Genomic DNA, 17,314 nt, shown 5'->3' on the forward strand with positions numbered 1-17,314 from the left:
GCATCATCCAGCTCGGCGTCTCTGTGACCGAAGGGCTCGGTGCCGGCTCCCACCCGGAAGTCGGGCGGGCTGCGGCCGAGGAAAGCTTCGATGAGATCAACGACCATCTGTCCGGCTCCCATATGGTCTTCATCACCGCCGGCATGGGCGGCGGCACCGGCACCGGCGCGGCGCCGGTCATCGCCCGCGCGGCCCGCGAGCAGGGGATACTGACCGTCGGCGTGGTCACCAAGCCGTTTTCCTTCGAAGGCAATCGCCGGGCCCGGCTGGCCGAGGACGGCATCGACGAGCTGCACCGTCATGTCGACACGCTCATCGTCATCCCGAACCAGAACCTGTTCCGCGTCGCCAACGAGAAGACGACCTTCGCGGACGCCTTCAAGATGGCGGACCAGGTGCTCTATTCCGGCGTGGCCTGCATCACCGACCTCATGGTGAAGGAAGGCCTCATCAACCTCGACTTCGCCGACGTGCGCGCCGTCATGCGCGGCATGGGCAAGGCGATGATGGGTACCGGCGAAGCCTCCGGCGAGGACCGGGCCCGCCATGCCGCGGAAGCGGCCATCGCCAACCCGCTGCTCGACGACGTGTCGATGCAGGGCGCGCGCGGGCTGCTCATCTCCATCACCGGCGGTCCCGATCTCACCCTCTACGAGGTCGACGAGGCGGCGAGCCGCATCCGCGAGGAAGTCGATCCGGACGCCAACATCATCCTGGGCGCGACCTACGACGCCAACATGAACGGCTCGATCCGCGTTTCGGTCGTCGCCACCGGCACCGACGCCACCATGGTGCAGGCGCTGGAGCCGATGAAGGCCAACCATGCGCGCGCCCCGCTCGAGGTGCGGCGCTCCCACGCCGAGTCGCAGCAGCCGGGGCCGGCAAGCGACCCGCAGTTCGAGATGCAGGTCGAGCAGGCGGTGGCCGAGGCGATCACCCGGCAGGACGATCGCCACGACATGGGGGACGATGATGGCGTGATCGTCGAGCCGTACATTCCCGCGGCGGCGCAGGCGCAGCCGCTCGACGAGCCGGCGCGGGTGCAGGACGCTCCGATTCCCCGCGTCTACGTTCCGTCCAATGCCGAGCGCCCGGACGGGCAGCGCCGGATGCCGCGCACCGAGGAGCTTCCCGCTGTTGCGAGAAGGTCACTTGCGGCGCAAGAAAAGCATGAGCCGGAACCGCTTAACGCGCGCGCGCTGTTCAAGCGTCTTGCCTCAAATGTCGGGCTCAACCTGCGTCCGGCCGAAGCGCGTACGCAGGACGAGAACGGCGACGTGGACGCCGACGACGCGGCGGCGCGAAGCGCCATAGAAACAGGCGCGCCAAGGGTTTCGCACGCCCCCTCCGCCGCCGAAGGGGCCCATGGCTCGCTCGATGGGCACGGCCGGCCGCTGCCGCAGGCGACCCAGAGGGAGCATATCGAAATCCCGTCCTTCCTGCGCAAGCACGGATAGCGGCGACCCGGTTCGCGGTGCAAAACAGGACCCGGTGCGACTTTCGCGCCGGGTTTTTATTGTCTAAGAGTGCTTTCGGGTGTCGCTCGGCGCTTGGAGATCCTACTTGATGCAGAAACTTTCGGCGCGGCAGCGGACGCTTGCAGGCACGCTCGAGTTCAGCGGCTTCGGCGTTCACAGCGGATTGCCGGTCACGCTCACGATCGCCCCCGCGCCCGCCGACAGTGGCTACATGATCACGCGCCTGCTCGACGATGGCCGCAAGGTAGGCCCGGTCCCGGTGCATTTCTCGCGGGTGACCCGCACGACCCTGTGCACGACGCTCGATCTGGGCGACAGCGTCTCGGTGGCGACCGTCGAGCACGTGATTTCCGCCCTCTCGGGGCTGGGCGTCGACAATGCGCTGCTGACCCTCAATGGCGGGGAGTGCCCGATCCTCGACGGCAGCGCGGCGCCCTTCGTGGAAGGCATCATGGAGGTCGGCCTCGAGGTGCAGCCGGCGTCGCGCCGCTACATCAAGATCATGCGCCAGGTGCTGGTGCGCAACAACGAGGCGTCGGCGGCGCTCGAGCCCTATAACGGGCGCATGCTGGACCTCGAGATCGATTTCGACAGCCGGGTCATCGGGCGCCAGCGCATGATCTTCGACTGGACCCCCAAGCGGTACTACGACAATGTCGCCCGCGCCCGCACCTTCGGTTTCGTGCGTGACGCCAGGATCCTGCGCCAGGCGGGCTATGCGCTCGGCTCCTCGCTCGACAATTCCATCACGGTGCAGGAGGACCGCATCCTCAACCCGGGCGGCCTGCGCTACGAAGACGAATTCGTCCGCCACAAGCTGCTCGACGCCATCGGCGACCTGGCGCTGTGCGGACTGCCGATCTACGGCCGGTTCCGCTCCTACAGGGGCGGGCATGCGCTCAACGCCCTGGTGCTGCACGGGCTGTTTGCCAGCGAAGCCAACTATGAAATAGTATCCGCCGAAGATCTGCCGCTGGCGTTCGATGCGCTCGACGACATGCCGGAGGGGATCGCGGTCCGGCCCTATCTGCGGTCGGTCGGCTGATCCGGCCCGAGAGGCGGCGCCACAGTTTTGATCCTTTTGGCCAGTAGTCCGCAGCTTCCTAGGCGGCACGTAATGGGACGGGGTTTGTTCGTGACACTCAAGGCATTCGCGGCTTTCTCAAGAGGTGCCGCCCGGCTCGCTGCGCTCGGCCTCATCGCCGCCACCCTCGCGGGCTGCAACATGTTCGGCCCGGCCAAGATCAAGGAAGAGACGATCATCCCGCCCGAGGTGCTGTACCAGCAGGCCCTCAACGACATGGACGGGCAGCGCTACGCCACCGCCATCAAGTCGCTGGAGAAGCTGTCGCGCCAGCATCCCTATTCGGAATACAACGAGAAGGCCAAGCTGATGGAGGTCTATGCGAACTATCGCATCGGACGCTTCGACGAGGCGATTCTCGCGGCCGACCGCTATCTGGCGCTGTACCCGTCGTCCAAGGAAGTCCCCTACGTCCTCTACCTCAAGGGCACGTCCTACTTCGGGCAGATCCGCGACATTACCCGCGACCAGCAGATCTCGCAGAACGCCATCGACACCTACAACCTGCTGATCGCCAACTACCCCGACAGCGACTACGCCAAGGACGCCAAGGACAAGATGGTCATCTCCGTCGACCAGATGGCGGGCAAGGAGATGTCGGTCGGGCGCTACTACCTCGGCAACGGCCAGTACGCGGCGGCGATCAACCGTTTCCGCGTGGTGACGGAAAAGTACCAGACCTCGACCCATATCGAGGAGGCGCTGTACCGGCTGACCGAGGCGAATCTCGCCCTCGGCCTGACGGCAGAGGCGCGCACCGCGGCCGCCGTGCTCGGCCACAACTACCCGTCGAGCGACTGGTACAAGCGGGCCTTCGAGCTGCTGCAGAAGCAGGGGCTGACCCCGCAGGTCAACGAAGGCAGCGCGCTGGCGCAGTTGCGGAAGTCCTGACCGGGGGCGTCGGCCCCCCGGAACCAGAAGCAAGTTGCTTGTTTGTTCTCGCTTGCGCTAGGGTCGGGCCGCGGCATCGTTCCCGGCGTGCGGGTTGAGGATCTCCGGAAATGCTGAGTGCGCTTTCGGTCCGGAACATCGTGCTGATCGACCAGCTCGACCTGGGGCTCGACGCCGGCCTGACGGTGCTGACCGGCGAGACGGGGGCGGGCAAGTCCATTCTTCTCGATGCGTTGACGCTGGCGCTCGGCGGCCGCGGCGATGCCTCCCTGGTCCGGGCCGGGGCCGAAAGCGGGCAGGTGGTGGCGGTGCTGCAGCTCGGCCGCGAGCATCCGGCGCGCGCGGCGCTGCGCGACAATGCCATCGCCGACGACGAGGACATCATCCTCAGGCGCGTCCAGTTCGCCGACGGGCGGACGCGCGCCTTCATCAACGACCAGCCGGTCTCGGCCGGCCTGCTGCAGGCGGTGGGCCGGCTGGTGGTCGAGATCCACGGCCAGCACGACGAACGGGCCCTGGTCGACGCGGCGACGCACCGGGCGCTGCTCGACGCCTTCGGCGGCCACGAGGCCGAAGTGGCCGCCGTGCGCGAGGCGCATGCCGCCCTCAGCGAAGCCGAGGCGGCGGTCGCCGCGCAGCGCGAGGTCATCGCCGAGGCCGCGGCGCGGGAAGAATATGCCCGGCACGTGGTTGAGGAACTGTCCGACCTGGCGCCGGAGGCAGGGGAAGAGGAGGTCCTCGCCGATCGACGGCAGCGGTTGATGCAGCTCGAGCGGGCCGCCGAAGAGGTGCGCGACGCCGATGAGATCCTCAACGGGCCGCTGGCGCCGGGGCAGGCGCTGGCCGGGCTGATGCGACGGCTGATGCGCAAGGCGGATGCCGGCGCGGTGGTGTTCCAGCCGCTGGTCGAGGCGCTCGATGCGTCGCTGGTTTCGCTCGACGCCACCTCGGAGGCGCTCGAGACGCTGAAGCGCGAAATGGCCTTCGACCCCGCCGATCTCGAAAGGGTCGAGGAGCGGCTGTTCGCGCTGCGCGCGGCGGCCCGCAAGCACCACGTCGCCTGCGATGCACTGGCCGAGGTGCTGGCGCGCTACCGGGCCGACCTGGAGATGCTCGAAAGCGGCGAGGAGGCCCTCAAGGGGCTCGAGGCCGCGGCCGCCGCCGCCCGTGAACGCTACGCCGAGGCGGCGCACCGGCTCAGCCTCGCCCGGGCACAGGCAGCGGACGAGCTCGTCCGGGCGGTGGAAGCCGAGCTGCCCGATCTGAAGCTGGGTGCGGCGAAGTTCATCGTCGACCGCCAGGTGGACCCGTCGCGGGTCGCCGCTGCGGGCTTTGACCAGGTCGCCTTCCACGTGCAGACCAATCCGGGCACGCTGGCCGGCCCGCTGCTCAAGGTCGCCTCCGGCGGCGAACTCAGCCGCTTCCTGCTGGCCCTCAAGGTGGTGCTGGCGGATCGCGGCTCGGCGCCGGTGTTGGTCTTCGACGAGATCGATACCGGCGTCGGCGGGGCGGTGGCCGACGCCATCGGGCGGCGGCTGGCGCGACTCGCCGGCAAGGTGCAGGTGCTGTCGGTGACGCATGCGCCGCAGGTGGCGGCGCGCGCGCACAGCCACCTGTTGATCGAGAAGCAGGCGGTGGCCGAGGGGGCCTTCGTGCGCACCCACGTCAAGCCGCTGGACGGCGCCGCCCGGCGCGAGGAGGTGGCCCGCATGCTGGCCGGTGCCACCGTTACGGAGGAAGCCCGCGCCGCGGCGGGCAAGCTGATTTCGGAGGTGACGTGAACGAGGTGGAGCAAGAGGTCGAGAGCTACTCCGAGCAGGAGGCCAAGGCCGAACTCGACCGGCTGCATGAACTGATCGCTGCCGCCGACATCGCCTACCACCAGAAGGACGATCCGGAGATCACCGACGCCGAGTACGACGCGCTCAAGCGCCGCTACATCGCGATCGAGACGGCGTTCCCGCAACTGCGCCGACCCGACAGCGTCAGCGAGACGGTGGGTGCGCCCCCGGTCGAGGGCTTCGCCAAGGTCCGCCACCAGGTGCCGATGCTCAGCCTCGCCAAGGCCTATACCGACCAGGACGTCGTCGATTTCATCGAGCGCGCCCGCCGCTTCTTCCGGGCCGATGCCGAGCTCGAACTGGCGTTCACGGCCGAGCCCAAGATCGACGGGCTTTCGGCTTCGCTGCGTTACGAAGGGGGGCTGCTGGTCAGGGGCGCGACGCGCGGGGACGGCACCGTTGGCGAAGACATCACCGAGAACCTCAGGACCATCGCCGACATCCCCAAGACCCTCGAAGGCGACGGCTGGCCCGAAATCATCGAGATTCGCGGCGAAGTCTACATGACCTATGCCGAGTTCGAGGCGCTCAGGGAGCGCTCGGTGGCCGCCGGCGGGCAGAACTACGTCAACCCGCGCAACACCGCCGCGGGATCGCTGCGCCAGAAGGATCCCGCCATCACCGCCAGCCGCAACCTGAGGTTCTTCGCCTATGCCTGGGGCTTTGCCTCCGAGGAGCCGGCGACGACGCAGTACGAGGCGGTGCAAAAATTCGCCGAATGGGGCTTTCAGGTCAGCCCGTTGCTCAAGCGGGCGGACACGGTGGATGAGCTGCTGGCGCACTACCGCGTCATCGAACAGCAGCGCTCGAGCCTTGGCTACGACATCGACGGCGTCGTCTACAAGCTCGATCGGCTCGACCTGCAGCGGCGCTGGGGAACGGTCACGGGCGAGCCACGCTGGGCCATTGCCCACAAGTTCCCCGCCGAGCAGGCGACCACGGTGCTGCGTGCCATCGACATCCAGGTCGGCCGCACCGGCACGCTGGCGCCGGTCGGGCGGCTCGATCCGGTGACCGTGGGTGGGGTGACCGTGGTCAACGTGACGCTCCACAACGAGGACTACATCAAGGGCTTCGACTCGTTCGGCGCGCCGATCCGGGAGGGCACCGACATCCGTATCGGCGATACCGTGGTGATCCAGCGCGCCGGCGACGTCATCCCGCAGATCGTCCGGGTCGTTCTCGACAAGCGGCCGCCGGATGCGAGGCCATACGAATTTCCCACGACATGCCCGGTATGCGGCTCGCCAGCCGTGCGCGAAGTCAACGAGAAGACCGGCAAGGAGGATGCGCGGCGCCGCTGTACCGGGGAACTCATCTGCCCGGCCCAGGCGATCGAACAGCTCAAGCATTTCGTTGCGCGCAGCGCCATGGACATCGAGGGGCTGGGTGGCGAGCAGATCGAGCTGTTCTTCGAGAAAGGGCTGCTGCGAACCGCGGTCGACATCTTCCGCCTTGCCGACAGGCGCGGCGCGGTCGAGCGGGCGCTGTACGAGCGCCGGGAGGAGCAGGCGCGCCGGCGCGAGGCAGCGACGGGCAGGAAGCGCCAGAAGGTGCTGCGCGCCGACGAGCGCACCTATGAGGGCCTCGACAAGCTGTTCGCCAGCATCGATGCGCGGCGCGAGCCCGAGCTCGATCGCTTCATCCTCGCGCTCGGCATCCGCCATGTCGGCGAGACGACGGCGGCGTTGTTCGCCAGGACCTTCTCCACCATCGAGGCGTTCCGGGACGCCGCGCAGCGGGCGGGGCGGCACGACGGGGACGTGCACGAGGTCTTTCCTTCGATCCACGGCGTCGGCGATACCGTGCTGCACGCGGTGCTCGACTTCTTCTCCAACCCCCGCAACCTTGCGGCGCTCGACGACCTGCTCACCGAGGTGCATCCCAGGCCCTACGTGGTCGCCGCCGCCGCCGACAGCCAGGTGGCCGGCAAGACGGTGGTGTTCACTGGCAGCCTCGAGAAGATGACGCGCAGCGAGGCCAAGGCGCAGGCCGAGCGGCTCGGGGCCAAGGTGGCCGGATCGGTCTCGGCCCGGACCGACATCGTCGTCGCCGGCCCGGGCGCGGGGTCAAAGCTCAAGGAGGCGGAAAAGCACGGCGTCCTTGTTTTGGACGAAAATCAGTGGCTCGCTCTGATCGCCGGATAGGGCCACGGGCTGCCTGGCATGCCGGGGGCCGTCCGGGGAGGCGTGCTGCCATGCTGATGCGACTTGCGGCCGCGGCGATGGCCGCCGTGCTCGTGCTGACAGGCCCCGGCCTCGCCGGCGAGGCCGCCGACATGACCCGCCGACACCTGTACGAGGGCACGCTCGCCGCCGGGCTCGAGGAACTGGTGCCGCGGCAGGACGCCGACCAGGAGGCCCGGTTCGGCGTGGGGCTCCTGCGCTTCGCCCAGGGTGTCGAGCATTTCGCGCAGGCCCTCTACCGGCACGGTCTTGCCGCCCCGGAGCGGGCGCTGGAGGGCGCGCCGCTGATGCTGCCGATCCCCGCCAACCCCGATCCCCGGCCGCTCGACTACCGGGTATTCCGGGCCATCCTCGAGACGCTGGTCGTTGATATGGACGCGGCTCGTGCCGCGCTGGAAGAAGCGGGACGGCAGGGGGACTACGTCGTGCCGCTCGACGTGCTGCAGTTGCGCATCGACATCGACGGCGACGGCCGGGGCGACGACACCGAGAGCCTGGGCAGCATCATGGCGCGGGCGACGGGGCAGGTCCCCGCTGCGCAGCCGGCATCGCCGCCCCCGGCGCCGCCGCAACGGCCCGAGGCGGCTCCGGGCGGGCAGAGCCGGATCGACAAGGCCGGCAATCCGCCCGCCGCGCCCGCTGTTGTCATCGGCTTCGACCGTGCCGACGCGCTCTGGCTGGCCGCCTATTCGCAGGTGGTCGCCGCGCAGGCCGATTTCCTCCTCGCCCACGATTTCGAGGCGACGGTGAATGCCGTGTTCCACCGCCTGTTCCCGCGGGCCGGGCTGCCGCTGCAGGAGTTCGCCGACCAGGGCATGCTCATGCTCGATCCGCAGAGCGATAACGCCATCGCCGACGCGGTGGCGGCCATCCACACCATCAACTGGCCGGTGATCGAACCCGCCCGGCTGCGGCGGGTCCTGGAGCGCCTCAAGGCCGTTATCGCGCTTTCCCGCCGCAACTGGGAAGCCATCCTGGCCGAGACCGACGACAATGCCGAACTGATCCCCAGCCCGCGGCAGACCTCGCTGATCCCGGAGGGACCGGTGACGGAGGAGGTCGTTGCGGCCTGGCACGAGACGCTCGATACCGTCGACCGCATCCTCGACGGAGACCTGCTGGTGCCGCATTGGCGCTTCACCAAGGGTTTCGACCTGCACGCCTATTTCACGGCGGCGACGCGAACGGACCTCGTCATGCTGCTTACCGGGCTCGCCGCCGTGCCCTTCCTGAGGGACGGGCCGGTGGCGAACGCCGATTCCTTCACCGCGGCGAACCGGGTGTTCGGCGAGAATTTTCTGGGGTACGCTTTCTGGTTCAATTGACCCGGGTGCGCCCGGCGCCGGCCACGGTAGGCCCGGCCGGGCGCGGAGGGACGCGATGCGGGTGACGGCGTTGGTCCTGTCGGTCCTTGCGGCGATGGCGGCGGCCGAGGCTGCGCCGGCGGCACCGGTATTCGACGATCCGCGGGGGCTCGTCGAATACGTTTACCTGCCCTATACGAACGGCACGTTCCCGGAGGATGCGTTCGAGCTCTATTCGCCGAGCCTTGTCCAGCTTTGGCAGGACATGGAGCAGCGCCGCGGCGCCACGGCAACGGCACCTCTCGGTTTCGATCCGCTGGTCAACGGGCAGGATTTCGACATCGACGATCTTGCCGTCACCGATCCTGCCATCCGTGGCGATTGGGCCACCGTCACCGCGACCTTCACCAATTTCGGCGTGCCGCAAGAGCTTCGCTTCACTTTGGTGCGCCGCGCCGAAGGGTGGAAGATCGACGACATCGAATCCCTCGCGGGGGATGAGCCATGGCGGCTTTCCGAACTGCTGGCCGCCGATCCATTGCTCAACTGAGGGCGATGAGGCGCCGCTCAGATGGGGCGCGTCGCCTGCTCGAGCCAGTCCCGCACCGCCCCGGTCAGGCGCGGGCCGATCTCGGCCCGGATACGGGCGTGATAGGCGTTGAGCCAGTCCCGCTCCGGTTGCGTCAGCATCGTCTCGTCGATGAGCCGCCGGTCGATCGGAACCAGGGTCAGCGTCTCGAATTCGAGGAAGCCGCCGTCGCCGATGGCGCTCTCGACCACGAGGATCAGGTTCTCGGTGCGGATGCCGTAGGCGCCTTCCTTGTAGTAGCCCGGCTCGTTGGAGACGATCATTCCGGGCTCCAGCGGCGTCGCGTAGCGCGGCGAAATCCCCGCCGGCCCCTCGTGCACCGACAGGTAGTGGCCGACGCCGTGCCCGGTGCCGTGATGATAGGTGATGCCATCCTGCCAGAGGAACTGGCGCGCCATGATGTCGATCATCGCCCCCGAAGTGCCCTTGGGGAAGCGCAGCATGGAGATCGCCATCATGCCCCTCAGCACGCGCGTGAAGCGATCCTTGTGTTCTGCCGTCACCTTGCCGGTGGAGAGGGTGCGGGTGACGTCGGTCGTTCCGGTCAGGTACTGGCCGCCCGAATCCACCAGCATCAGTTCGCCCGCCGCCAGCCCGCGATTGGTGGCGCGGTTGACCCGGTAATGCACGATGGCCCCGTTGGGGCCGGCACCGGCGATGGTATCGAAGCTGAGGTCGACCAGCGAATGCTCCTCGCGGCGGAAGCCCTCGAGCGCGGTGGCGATGTCGATTTCCGTGAGCCGGCCGTTCGGGGCCTCCCCGTCGAACCAGTGCAGGAACTTGGCCATTGCCACGGCGTCGAGCCGGTGCGCCTCGCGCATGCCCCCGATCTCGACCGCGTTCTTCCTGGCCTTGGGCAGCAGCACCGGATCGGGCCGATCGACGATGCTGGCGTCGCCGCCGCCCCGGATGGCGTCGTAGACGGCCACGGGGCAGGTGGCCGGGTCGAGCATCACCCGCTTGCCGGCCGCGCCCAGCCGGTGCAGCGCTGCCGGCATCGTGCGGACGTCTGCCACCGCGGCCACGGCCTCGAGCCCATGCCTGAGCTGCGCGTTGATCTTGGCCTTGTCGACGAACAGCCTGGGCCGGCCGGTGCGGGGCACGATGGCAAAGCCGAGGACGAAGGGCGTGTTGGGCACGTCCCGGCCGCGCATGTTGAAGAGCCAGCAGATCGATTCCGGCAGCGTCAGCACCGTGGCGTCCGCGCCCGCGCCGGCCAGTGTCGCGCGCAGGTCCGCCAGCTTGTCGGCAGCCGCCTGCCCGGCGCGGTTGTGGCCGAGGAATTCGATCGGGGTGACCGGCGCGCCCGGCCGGTCGGGCCAGATGCGATCGACCAGGTTGTGCGTCGGCACGAGCCGCGCGCCCGGCTTGAGCTTGGCTTCGATCTCGGCGATCTCGGCGGGGGTATGCAGCCACGGATCGTAGCCGATGACGGCGTCCTTCGGCACCACGGCGGCCACCTTCGCCGCCGCCGCGCCGGGCGCCGCCTCGATTACCCGCACCAGCTTCGTGTCGGTCTCGGCCGGTGCCTGCAGCACATAGCGGCCGTCGACGAACAGGGTGGCCTGCTTCGTCGTCACCAGGGCCAGGCCGGCCGAGCCCGTGAAGCCGGTGACATAGGCCAGTCTTGCCTCGCCGGGCGGCACCGATTCGCCGCGATGGGCGTCGCTGCGCGGGATCAGGAAACCGTCGAGGCCGGCTTCGCCCAGTTGCGCGCGTAGCGCCCTGAGCCGGGGGGCGACGTGGCGCGAGTCGGTCTTCACGTCGAAGTTCTGGAACAGGGGGGGCGGGGTGGTCTCGTTCATTGTTTGGGGCCTGCACCGGCGGAATGGCTGGGATGTGCGCGGGACCCTAGCAGAGCCGCCCGCGCGGCCCAATATGGGAAGCGTGGTTCAGACGCCGCCGGCCTGCGGCCCATCCCGCAGGGGCTCGAGCGGGCGAGCACAAGGAGACGCACCATGACCGACAAGAAGAGCATGTTCCGCCGGATGTTCGAGTCCATCGCGGAAGGCCGCAGCCGCCAGGCCCAGCGCTATGTCGACCAGTATCTGTCGGGCCGCGGCTTCGAGGCGCCCGGCGGCGACGCCGCGGAGAAGTCCTCGCGGCGCACGGGCTGACCGTGTTTACGCGCCGTTAAGGCGGGATGCATGCCGCGAATGGCTGCCTTGCCCGCGGGCCCCTAACGTAACGGCCGGCGGGTCACTATCTAGGGTGTGCGGCGCCTGAGCGCCGGTATGTGCAGGAGACTGGTGATGCCCGAGAGCAAGACTGATTTTCGCAAGGCCCTTGGTTCTGTCATCGACGCGCGCGTGCGCGAAGTGAGCCGCATTTCCGCGCATCGGTTCGAGCATCAGCTGATCGGCGCCTTTACCAAGCGCCCCAACTGACCCTTCACTCCCATGCAGGGTAGGCCTGATCCCCGGATGACCTCCGGGGATTTTGTTTTTCAGCGCCGCTCCAGGATCAGCGTGGCCCAGCCGTTGCGGGTGAGCTTGTGCTGCAGCACCATGGACTGGCGCGCATAGGCGGAGATGACCCGCGCCGCCTGGTGGTCGAGGATACCCGACAGGATGACGGCGGCGCCCCGCTCGGTTACCCGGCCCACGGCGGGCGCGAGGGCCGCCAGCGGTCCGGCGAGAATATTGGCGACGATCAGGTCATACGGCGCTCCGGACGCGATCCGGCGGTGTTCCAGCCCGGTCGCCTGCACAGGGATTACCAGTTTCGCCACCCCGTTCTGCCGGGCGTTGTCCGCTGTCGTCGTCACGGCCACGGGGTCGATGTCGCTGGCGATGACCGGAATGCGCGTGCGCTTGGCCAGCGCGATGGCGAGGATGCCGGTGCCGGTGCCCACGTCGAGCAGCGAATCGAAGCGGCGCCCCTTGAGCACGCGGTCGATGGCCTCGAGACATCCGGTGGTGGTTTCGTGGTGGCCGGTGCCGAAGGCCTGGGCGGCGTCGATGCGGATGGGCGTCAGCCCGGCCGGGACCGGACCGGTCTCGTGGCTGCCGTAGACGTAGAACCCCCCCGCAGCGACCGGTGCGAGGCCCTCCAGTGACTTCGCCACCCAGTTGACGGTGGGGTCGATGGGTTCCACCGAGAAGGTCACGTCGCCGCCGAGCGTCTGGCGGGCGAGTTCGGCGAAGGCAGCGAGGTCCGGTGCGGCGTCGCAGGTCGCCTCGAACACCCACTCCCCGGTGGCGTCGTCCTCATGCGCGGCGGCGGTGATGGCGAGGTCGTCGCGCTCCATTACCGCGTCGACCAGGGCATAGGCCTGATCGCGGGTGAGGCCGGCGGATGGCTGGGAACGGGTCATGCCCAGCCTCTTGCACGAAACCGGCTCGAGCGGCAAGCGCGCCGGAGTGGCTTGCCAGAGTACGCCCGGGCCGGTATCTCGGCTCGGCGGCCGTCCGCCCAGCCACCGGAGCTTGCCTTGCCGTCCCTACGCCCCGAGCCCGCGCCCGCCGCATCCCTGTCGCGCTCCAGTCCCATGGCGGCGATCGGCCTCAAGATCATTTCCGTGGCCGTGTTCCTGTCGATGGCCAGCCTGCTCAAGGCCTCCGAAGGGATTCCGCCGGGGCAACTGGTGTTCTTCCGCTCGTTTTTCGCCATCCTGCCGATCGCCGTGTTCCTCGTGGCGCGCGGCGAACTGGTCTCCGGCGCCAAGACCACGCACCTGGCCAGCCATGTATGGCGCGGCCTCGTGGGGGTGGGCAGCATGGGCTTCGGCTTCTATGCGCTGACCAAGCTGCCGCTGCCGGAGGCGGTGACCATCCAGTACGCCACGCCGCTGCTGATCGTCGTCTTCGGCGCGCTGATCCTCAAGGAATCGGTACGCCTGTACCGCTGGACCGCGGTCGCCATCGGCATGGCCGGGGTCGGCATCATCCTGTGGCCGCGCCTGACGCTGTTCGACGGCGGCGCCGCTGTCGATGCCCTCGCGATCGGGGCCATCGCCGCGCTGATCGGCAGCGTCTTCGGCGCCTTCGCCGCCATCCTGGTGCGCCGGCTGGTCGAGACCGAGCGCTCGTCGACCATCGTGCTGTATTTTTCCGTCACCTCCAGCCTGGTGACGCTGGCGACCGCCCCGTTCGGCTGGGTGATGCCGACGCCGGAGCAGTTCGCCATGCTCGTCGGGGCAGGGATCGCCGGCGGCATCGGCCAGATCCTGCTGACCGAAAGCTACCGGCGCGCCGACGTCTCGGTGGTGGCCCCGTTCGAATACACCTCGCTCTTGCTCTCGATCGTCATCGGCTATTTCGTCTTCCACGACGTCCCCACGCTCGAGATGCTCATCGGCGCCTCGATCGTCGTCGGGGCCAGCATCTTCATCATCTATCGCGAGCACCAGCTCGGGCTCGAGCGCAACCGCGCCCGTGCCGCGACCCCGCCGCCGCCGGGGTAGGGCTCACCCCTTCTGCACGAAGCTGTCGAGCACCTTCTTGCGGCCGGCCTTCTCGAACTCGATGGTGAGCTTGTTGCCCTCGAGCGCCTCGATGCGGCCGTAGCCGAACTTCAGGTGGAAGACCCGGTCGCCGACGCCGTACTTGCTGCCGCGGCCGTCGTCGACCGAGCGGGCGACGAGATCGCCGTCGATGGTGACGGGGCCGGGCGACCGCCGCGACTGGTGCTGCGCCTGGGCTCGCCGCCAGCCCGGCGTCTCGTAGACGCTGTCGAACGGGTCGGCGACGTTGAAGCGGCCGGCGCGCCCGCCATAGCCGTAGCCGCCATAGGCCGAGCCGGTGTCCTTGACCTCGACGGCCTCGGCCGGCAGTTCGTCGAGAAAGCGCGACGGGATGGCCGATTGCCACAGCCCGTGGATGCGCCGGTTCTGCGCCAGCGACAGCCGCAGGCGCTTGCGCGCCCGGGTGAGCCCGACATAGGCGAGCCGCCGCTCCTCCTCGAGTCCGGCGCGGCCGCTTTCGTCGAGCGTGCGCTGGCTGGGAAACAGGCCTTCCTCCCAGCCGGGCAGGAACACGGTATCGAACTCCAGCCCCTTGGCCGAATGCAGCGTCATGATCGAGACGGCGTCCTCGGCCTCCCCGGTGTCGCGGTCCATGACCAGCGACACGTGCTCGAGAAAACCGCCGAGCGAGTCGAACTCCTCCATGGAGTTGACCAGTTCTTTCAAGTTCTCAAGCCGACCCTCGGCTTCCGCCGATTTGTCGTTCTGCCACATCTCGGTATAGCCCGACTCGTCCAATACCTGCCGCGCGAGATCGGCATGCCAAGGGGTGCGCCGGATGACGCCCGGGGGGGCGTCCTCGTCGACTTCCATCATACCGTACGGCTGCGCCTTGGCCCGCCGCCGCCAGTCGTCGAACTGGTCGATCAGCTGCCGCAGCGTCGCACGTTGTTTGGGTTTGAGTTCCTCGGTCTGCACCAGCATGCGCACCGTGTCCGTCAGCGAGGTGCTCTGGTGTCGCGCCGCCTCATGGACCAGTCTCAGGGTCGAATCTCCGAGCCCGCGCTTGGGTACATTGACGATACGATCGAATGCGAGGTCGTCGTTGGGGTTCCACACCAGCCGAAGATAGGCCAGCGCATCGCGAATTTCGCGGCGCTCGTAGAAGCGCGGGCCGCCGATCACGCGGTAGTTGAGCCCGAGGGTGAGGAAGCGCTCCTCGAATTCGCGCATCTGGTAGGAGGCGCGCACGAGGATGGCGATGGAGTTGAGGTTTTCGCCCTGGCGCTGCAGCTGCTCGATCTCCTCGCCGATATGGCGGGCTTCCTCCTCGCTGTCCCACACCGAGGTGACGCCGACGAGGTCGCCCTTCTCGCCGACGTCGGTCTGCAGCGTCTTGCCCAGCCGGCTCTCGTTATGGGCGATGAGGTGTGAGGCGGCCTTGAGGATGTTCGAGGTCGAGCGGTAGTTGCGTTCGAGCCGGATCACCCTGGCGCCCGGGAAGTCCTTCTCGAAACGCAGGATGTTGTCGATCTCGGCGCCGCGCCAGCCATAGATGGACTGGTCGTCGTCGCCGACGACGCAGATATTGGCCTCGCTGGCCGGCTTGCCCTGCGCCAGCAGGCGCAGCCACATGTACTGGGCGACGTTGCTATCCTGGTACTCGTCGACCAGCATGTACTTGAAGCGCCGGTGATACTCGGCGAGCACGTCGGGGTGTTGGTTGAACAGCCGGATGCATTCGAGCAGCAAATCGCCGAAATCGGCGGCGTTGAGCACCTTGAGCCGCGCCTGGTAATCGGCATAGAGGGTCTGCGCCCGGCCGTTGGCAAAAGCGCCGGCCTCGGCGGCGGAGACGTTTGCCGGCAGCAGCCCGCGGTTCTTCCAGTTGTCCATCATGCCGGCGAAGACGCGGGCCGGCCAGCGCTTCTCGTCAATATTCGCCGCGTCCAGCAATTGCTTGATCAGCCGAATCTGGTCGTCGGTGTCGAGGATGGTGAAATCCGACTTCAGGCCCACCAGTTCGGCGTGGCGTCTGAGAAGGCGGGCGCCGATCGAATGGAACGTGCCCAGCCACGGCATGCCCTCGATCGACGCGCCGACAAGCTGGCCGATGCGCTCCTTCATCTCACGCGCGGCCTTGTTGGTGAAGGTCACCGCCAGGATTTCCGGGGCGCGGGCGAGGCCGGTCCTCAATATGTGGGCGATGCGGGTGGTGAGGACGCGGGTCTTGCCGGTACCGGCGCCGGCCAGCACCAGCAGCGGGCCGTCCGTGGCCAGCACCGCCTCGCGCTGCTCCTCGTTGAGCCCCTTGAGGTAGTCGACATCGCGCCGGCCGAGCTGGCTGGTGATGGCCCCCGCGGCGGGGCGCTCGAGACGTTGCGATTCTGCTGGCATCGGTTCCTTCCGCCGCGGCCGTCGCGGGATGCGGGGGCATCCCTGTCCGGAGCGTGCCGGGCTTGACGAATCTCTTTTTGTTCTCCCCGGCAATATAGGGAGCGGGGCGGGGAAAGTATACGGCGCGCCGCGTGATGGCGCGGGTCCCGGCGGGCTCGCGTCCGCCCACTCCCACGGAACGTCATCCCTCGGGTCAAGCCCGAGGGCAAGCTCTCGGGGGCGCGCAGCGCTGCCCGAGGACCCAGGCGGAGGCGGCTGTGCCCCCTCCCCAACCCTCCCCACAAGGGGGAGGGTGTCCCCCGGTGCGCTTGGCGCGAGGGTGCCCCCAAGGCCGACAGCGGCACGTTACCAGCCAAAGCCAGCCGCGACGCGTCCCTTCACGGGCCGGAGCCAGCCGCAGCGCTTCCCCTACCCGCCGAAGCCAGCCGCGACGCCCTCTTCACCCTCCCCCGCGTCAGCGTGGGGAGGGTCGGGGAGGGGGTGGTGCAGCGGGACACGGGTGCCGCAGTCGGCACCCTCCCTCCCTGCCAGGGAAGGGGGGCCCGGTGGTTGGGGCCGGATCGTGCGGTCGCGCCTGTTCTCCCGCGCGGCGGGCGGGCGCCCCCTCCCCAACCCTCCCCACAAGGGGGAGGGTGTCCCCCGGTGCGCTTGGCCCAATGGTGCCACCAAGGCGGGCAGCGGCCACCTTCACCAGCCAAAGCCAGCCGCAACGCTTCCCTTCACCCGCCGAAGCCAGCCGTAACGCTCGCCTCACCCGCCGGCGCCAGCCGCAACGCTCGCCTCACCAGCCGGAACCGGCCGCGACGCCCTCTTCACCCTCCCCCGCGAAGCGCGGGGAGGGTCGGGGAGGGGGTGGTGCCGCGGGACACGGGCTGCCGCCGTCGGCACCCTCCCTCCCTGCCAGGGGACAGGCGACCGCCCGCTGGGCCGTGGGCGGGGCACAGTCGCAGCGCGCCGGAAAAAGTAATCCCCGCCCCCTCCACCGGCCCTATGCTCCTCCCAGCGGCGCCCCGAAGCGAGATCATGACGAGTGGTTGGGGCGCCGCCGGCCGGGCAGGCCGGGAGTCGTCCCGGCCAGGCCGGTCCGTGACGGGACGGGTGACCGATACGCTCGGTCGCCTCGCGACACTGGCAGCCGC

At 68.8% G+C, this 17,314-nt stretch carries 13 protein-coding genes; 10 read left to right on the top strand and 3 right to left on the bottom strand.

All coding sequences use genetic code 11. The features are described from left to right. From ftsZ to VGD93_RS01590, 7 genes are all read left to right on the top strand, one after another. Positions 1-1,457: cell division protein FtsZ (gene ftsZ, locus VGD93_RS01560; protein ID WP_395008510.1), on the top strand; the 1,457-nt coding region annotated here is incomplete at its 5' end. A gap of 109 nt (positions 1,458-1,566) precedes the next feature. Then, positions 1,567-2,523 carry a UDP-3-O-acyl-N-acetylglucosamine deacetylase gene (lpxC, locus tag VGD93_RS01565; RefSeq protein ID WP_395008512.1) on the top strand — a complete coding sequence of 319 codons (957 nt, stop codon included), beginning with the start codon at positions 1,567-1,569 and terminating at the stop codon, positions 2,521-2,523. A 90-nt stretch (positions 2,524-2,613) separates the two neighbouring features. Beyond that, positions 2,614-3,453: an outer membrane protein assembly factor BamD gene (locus tag VGD93_RS01570; RefSeq protein WP_395008514.1), complete on the top strand. Its 840-nt coding sequence runs from the start codon at positions 2,614-2,616 to the stop codon at positions 3,451-3,453. 110 nt (positions 3,454-3,563) lie between these two features. After that, positions 3,564-5,234 (top strand): DNA repair protein RecN, encoded by a 1,671-nt coding sequence (gene recN / locus VGD93_RS01575; RefSeq protein ID WP_395008516.1) that lies wholly within the window; start codon positions 3,564-3,566, stop codon positions 5,232-5,234. After that, complete coding sequence (gene ligA, locus VGD93_RS01580) at positions 5,231-7,441, top strand: NAD-dependent DNA ligase LigA (RefSeq protein WP_395008518.1); 2,211 nt, start codon at positions 5,231-5,233, stop codon at positions 7,439-7,441. Before recN ends, ligA begins: the two co-directional genes overlap by 4 nt. A 50-nt stretch (positions 7,442-7,491) precedes the next feature. Next, complete coding sequence (locus VGD93_RS01585; protein ID WP_395008520.1) at positions 7,492-8,805, top strand: hypothetical protein; 1,314 nt, start codon at positions 7,492-7,494, stop codon at positions 8,803-8,805. Between the two features lie 55 nt (positions 8,806-8,860). Beyond that, a complete protein-coding gene (locus VGD93_RS01590; RefSeq protein ID WP_395008522.1) occupies positions 8,861-9,334 on the top strand; it encodes a hypothetical protein in 474 nt (157 codons plus the stop codon). 17 nt (positions 9,335-9,351) lie between these two features. Here the strand turns inward: VGD93_RS01590 and VGD93_RS01595 are convergent, their stop codons facing one another. After that, positions 9,352-11,178, bottom strand: coding sequence for an aminopeptidase P family protein (locus tag VGD93_RS01595; protein WP_395008524.1), 1,827 nt, complete (start codon positions 11,176-11,178; stop codon positions 9,352-9,354). Positions 11,179-11,331: 153 nt separating this feature from the next. Between VGD93_RS01595 and VGD93_RS01600 the strand changes: the two genes are divergently transcribed. Further along, complete coding sequence (locus VGD93_RS01600; RefSeq protein WP_395008526.1) at positions 11,332-11,490, top strand: hypothetical protein; 159 nt, start codon at positions 11,332-11,334, stop codon at positions 11,488-11,490. Between the two features lie 135 nt (positions 11,491-11,625). Further along, positions 11,626-11,760 carry a hypothetical protein gene (locus VGD93_RS01605; RefSeq protein WP_395008528.1) on the top strand — a complete coding sequence of 45 codons (135 nt, stop codon included), beginning with the start codon at positions 11,626-11,628 and terminating at the stop codon, positions 11,758-11,760. A gap of 59 nt (positions 11,761-11,819) precedes the next feature. Here VGD93_RS01605 and VGD93_RS01610 read toward each other — a convergent pair whose 3' ends face one another. After that, complete coding sequence (locus VGD93_RS01610; RefSeq protein WP_395008530.1) at positions 11,820-12,689, bottom strand: 50S ribosomal protein L11 methyltransferase; 870 nt, start codon at positions 12,687-12,689, stop codon at positions 11,820-11,822. A 174-nt stretch (positions 12,690-12,863) separates the two neighbouring features. Between VGD93_RS01610 and VGD93_RS01615 the strand changes: the two genes are divergently transcribed. After that, positions 12,864-13,778 carry a DMT family transporter gene (locus tag VGD93_RS01615; protein WP_395008534.1) on the top strand — a complete coding sequence of 305 codons (915 nt, stop codon included), beginning with the start codon at positions 12,864-12,866 and terminating at the stop codon, positions 13,776-13,778. Positions 13,779-13,781: 3 nt separating this feature from the next. Here VGD93_RS01615 and VGD93_RS01620 read toward each other — a convergent pair whose 3' ends face one another. After that, complete coding sequence (locus VGD93_RS01620; protein ID WP_395008532.1) at positions 13,782-16,175, bottom strand: ATP-dependent helicase; 2,394 nt, start codon at positions 16,173-16,175, stop codon at positions 13,782-13,784. Between the last annotated feature and the right edge of the window lie 1,139 nt (positions 16,176-17,314).

Origin of the sequence: Devosia sp. (genome assembly GCF_036406155.1) — a bacterium.
Taxonomy (GTDB): domain Bacteria; phylum Pseudomonadota; class Alphaproteobacteria; order Rhizobiales; family Devosiaceae; genus Devosia_A.

Bases quoted from the DNA above. Each gene is read 5' to 3' on its own strand.
- lpxC (WP_395008512.1), top strand. From the start codon at position 1,567: ATGCAGAAACTTTCGGCGCGGCAGCGGACGCTTGCAGGCACGCTCGAG.
- recN (WP_395008516.1), top strand. From the start codon at position 3,564: ATGCTGAGTGCGCTTTCGGTCCGGAACATCGTGCTGATCGACCAGCTC.
- VGD93_RS01585 (WP_395008520.1), top strand. From the start codon at position 7,492: ATGCTGATGCGACTTGCGGCCGCGGCGATGGCCGCCGTGCTCGTGCTG.
- VGD93_RS01590 (WP_395008522.1), top strand. From the start codon at position 8,861: ATGCGGGTGACGGCGTTGGTCCTGTCGGTCCTTGCGGCGATGGCGGCG.
- VGD93_RS01595 (WP_395008524.1), bottom strand. From the start codon at position 11,178: ATGAACGAGACCACCCCGCCCCCCCTGTTCCAGAACTTCGACGTGAAG.
- VGD93_RS01600 (WP_395008526.1), top strand. From the start codon at position 11,332: ATGACCGACAAGAAGAGCATGTTCCGCCGGATGTTCGAGTCCATCGCG.
- VGD93_RS01605 (WP_395008528.1), top strand. From the start codon at position 11,626: ATGCCCGAGAGCAAGACTGATTTTCGCAAGGCCCTTGGTTCTGTCATC.
- VGD93_RS01610 (WP_395008530.1), bottom strand. From the start codon at position 12,689: ATGACCCGTTCCCAGCCATCCGCCGGCCTCACCCGCGATCAGGCCTAT.
- VGD93_RS01615 (WP_395008534.1), top strand. From the start codon at position 12,864: ATGGCGGCGATCGGCCTCAAGATCATTTCCGTGGCCGTGTTCCTGTCG.
- VGD93_RS01620 (WP_395008532.1), bottom strand. From the start codon at position 16,175: ATGCCAGCAGAATCGCAACGTCTCGAGCGCCCCGCCGCGGGGGCCATC.